Annotated in this window: 4 protein-coding genes; 1 reads left to right on the top strand and 3 read right to left on the bottom strand. The window is 71.2% G+C overall.

Features of this window, described 5'->3' with window-relative positions:
- Window positions 1-54: 54 nt before the first annotated feature.
- From ACFWGJ_RS43085 to ACFWGJ_RS43075, 3 genes are all read right to left on the bottom strand, one after another.
- Entirely contained in the window at window positions 55-714 is a 660-nt protein-coding gene (locus ACFWGJ_RS43085; RefSeq protein WP_387334424.1) for a DUF5063 domain-containing protein, read from the bottom strand.
- 50 nt (window positions 715-764) lie between these two features.
- Window positions 765-1,364, bottom strand: coding sequence for a recombination mediator RecR (recR, locus tag ACFWGJ_RS43080; protein WP_107018120.1), 600 nt, complete (start codon window positions 1,362-1,364; stop codon window positions 765-767).
- Window positions 1,365-1,474: 110 nt separating this feature from the next.
- Complete coding sequence (locus ACFWGJ_RS43075; RefSeq protein ID WP_107018119.1) at window positions 1,475-1,819, bottom strand: YbaB/EbfC family nucleoid-associated protein; 345 nt, start codon at window positions 1,817-1,819, stop codon at window positions 1,475-1,477.
- Between the two features lie 292 nt (window positions 1,820-2,111).
- Here ACFWGJ_RS43075 and ACFWGJ_RS43070 point away from each other — a divergent pair, with 292 nt between their 5' ends.
- Window positions 2,112-2,855, top strand: coding sequence for an SLATT domain-containing protein (locus ACFWGJ_RS43070; RefSeq protein WP_387334423.1), 744 nt, complete (start codon window positions 2,112-2,114; stop codon window positions 2,853-2,855).
- Window positions 2,856-2,947 lie beyond the last annotated feature (92 nt).

Genomic DNA, 2,947 nt, shown 5'->3' with positions numbered 1-2,947 from the left:
GGCCCGGAGTCGTCGACTCCGGGCCCGCCCCACATCGATGTGCACGACCGTGCGTCACTTGACCTCGCGCAGGCCCAGCGGGCCCGCGATCTCCTCCGCCATCACGCGGCCCGCCTCCTCCGCGAGGGCGTCCTCGCTGAGGTCCTGGTCGGTGTCCAGGCCGTCCAGCTCCTGCAGGGGCTGGTTCAGCCGGACGTGCGCCACCAGGGACTGCAGGGCGCGCAGGGTGGCCGAGGCCGTGGAGCCCCAGTTCGAGAAGTACGAGAACTGCCACCACCACATCGCCTCGGTGGTGCGGCCGGCCCGGTAGTGGGCCATGCCGTGCCGCAGATCCGCCATGACATCGGCCAGATCGTCCGAGATACGGGCCGGGACCGGCGCCTTGCGGGGCTCGTACGGGTCGAAGACCTCGGAGTAGACGTCGACCGGGTCGAGCATCTCGGCGAGGCGCTCGCGCAGTTCGTCGACGTCCGGCTCGGGGCCCAGGTCGGGCTCGTACCGCTCGTCGGGAAGGATGTCCTCGTGCGCGCCGAGACGGCCGCCGGCCAGCAGGAGCTGGGAGACCTCCAGGAGCAGGAAGGGGACGGCCGAGTCCGGCTCGTCGCCTCTCGCGACCTCTGTCACCGCGACGAGGAAACTCTCGATCTGATCCGCGATCTGGACCGAGAAGTCGTCGGGGTCGGGATCGGTCGCGTGCAGCGTGGCGTCAGACATCTAGAAGCCGGCCTTCCTCAAGAACTTCGTCCCGTACATCAACCAGTCGTTCAGACATCCAGCAGCCGCCTTCCCTCGAAGGCGCGGCCCAGGGTGACCTCGTCGGCGTACTCCAGGTCGCCGCCCACCGGCAGGCCGCTGGCGAGGCGGGTGACCTTGAGGCCCATGGGCTTGATCATGCGGGCGAGATAGGTGGCCGTGGCCTCGCCCTCCAGGTTCGGGTCGGTGGCCAGGATCAGTTCCGTGACCGCGCCGTCGGCGAGCCGCGCCAGCAGCTCCCGGATGCGCAGGTCGTCCGGGCCCACCCCCTCGATGGGGCTGATCGCGCCGCCGAGCACGTGGTACTTGCCGCGGAACTCACGGGTCCGCTCGACGGCGACCACGTCCTTCGGCTCCTCCACCACACAGATGACCGAGAGGTCACGGCGCGGGTCGCGGCAGATGTTGCACAGCTCCTCCTGCGCCACGTTCCCGCAGGTGGCACAGAAGCGGACCTTCGCCTTGACCTCCATGAGGCACTGCGCGAGACGGCGTACGTCCGTCGGCTCCGCCTGGAGGATGTGGAAGGCGATCCGCTGCGCGCTCTTGGGACCGACGCCGGGCAGCCGCCCCAGCTCGTCGATGAGGTCCTGGACCACGCCTTCGTACACGGATTGCCTTCCTGTTCCCACGGACTCGGTACGTACCGTAGTCGCGCTTGCCCTCTTCGTACGTACGGTAGTTGGCGGTCGGCCTTCTTAGAAGGGACCGCCGGGTTGACTTAGAACGGCAGGCCGGGGATGCCGCTGCCGCCGCCGAGCCCCTGGGCCAGCGGGCCGAGCTTCTGCTGCTGGAGCGCCTGGGCGTTCTCGTTGGCCGCCTGGACCGCCGCGACGATCAGGTCGGCGAGGGTCTCGGTGTCCTCGGGGTCGACGGCCTTCGGGTCGATGACCAGGCCGCGCAGTTCGCCCGAGCCCGTCACCGTCGCCTTCACCAGGCCGCCGCCCGCCTGGCCGTCGACCTCGGTGCGCGCCAGCTCCTCCTGGGCGTTCGCGAGGTCCTGCTGCATCTTCTGGGCCTGCTGGAGCAGCTGCTGCATGTTGGGCTGGCCACCACCGGGAATCACGATCAGCTCCTGGTTCGTACGGCTGTGAGTACTGCGGTGAGTACTGCCTTCGGATACGGCTTTCCGGCGTGAATTCCGCCTTGGCACGAGCCTACGTGGTCTACGGGGCCGTCGCTTCGGCACTCTTTCGAGTGAGAGGGCAGGTTGGTCTATACCTGATCAGGACCCACATCCGAGCGGAAAAGCCCCGAAAGCAGGACTGTCTCCACCCATGGGGAGGTAGTAAGGGTGCGGCGCACCAGCACCACGCGCCACGTCACCGTCACACAACGTCACAGCGAGGGAGCGTCGGGTGAGCCAGCCGGACATGCAGCCCGAGGGGCCGGCCCAGGGCGGTCGGGGCGACGGTCCGGTGGAGCCCGGCGACCTGATGGGGCGGCCCTTCCCGCTCGGCGACTGGGGCGAACCGGCCGAGCGGCTGGACGAGCTCTACCGGTGGGTGGAGGCACGGGCGCTCACCACCGCGTACTGGTACCTCAGCGACCGGGTGTGGAAGCGGCGGGGCGCGCGGGCCCTGCGGGCCGGGGCCGCCGCCGGAGCCCTCGCCGGGGCCGGGCTGCCCCTGCTGGATCTCGCCGGGGTGCTCGGCGGGGGCGCCGCCTGGGGATATCTGGCGCTGCTGGCGGCGGTCGCCTGCGTGGCGGGGGACCGGTTCTTCGGGGTGACCTCCGGGTGGATGCGGGACGTGGCGACCGCGCAGGCCGTGCAGCGGCGGTTGCAGGTGCTCCAGTTCGACTGGGCGTCCGAGTGCGTACGGGAGGTTCTCGGGCCGGCCGAGGGGACGGCCGGGGAGGCCGCGGAGCGGTGCCTCGGGGTGCTGCGGCGGTTCTCCGAGGACGTGACGGAGTTGGTGCGGGTGGAGACCGCGGACTGGATGGTGGAGTTCCGGAGCGCGGGGGCGCCGTTGGCGCTTCAGGCGTCGGGGAGTGGGGGTGGAGGGGGCGGGGCGCGGGATGTCGCGCCGGTCGGGCGGTCTTCGCTGCCGCCCGGGACGCGGCCGAACATGCCGCGCCAGCGGCCGCCGGAGCCCCGGTAGGGGCGTTTCTCGCCCCCGCCGCCCCTACCCGTTCCCGTCCATGCATGGGGGCTGCGCCCCCTCGCCCCCGTATCGCGCTGCGCGCTCGTCCC

Source organism: Streptomyces sp. NPDC060205 (genome assembly GCF_042728395.1).
In the GTDB taxonomy this organism is placed as follows: Bacteria; Actinomycetota; Actinomycetes; order Streptomycetales; family Streptomycetaceae; genus Streptomyces.
Note: the sequence above shows the minus strand (reverse complement) of the source record. Positions and strands in the feature narration are given on the sequence as shown.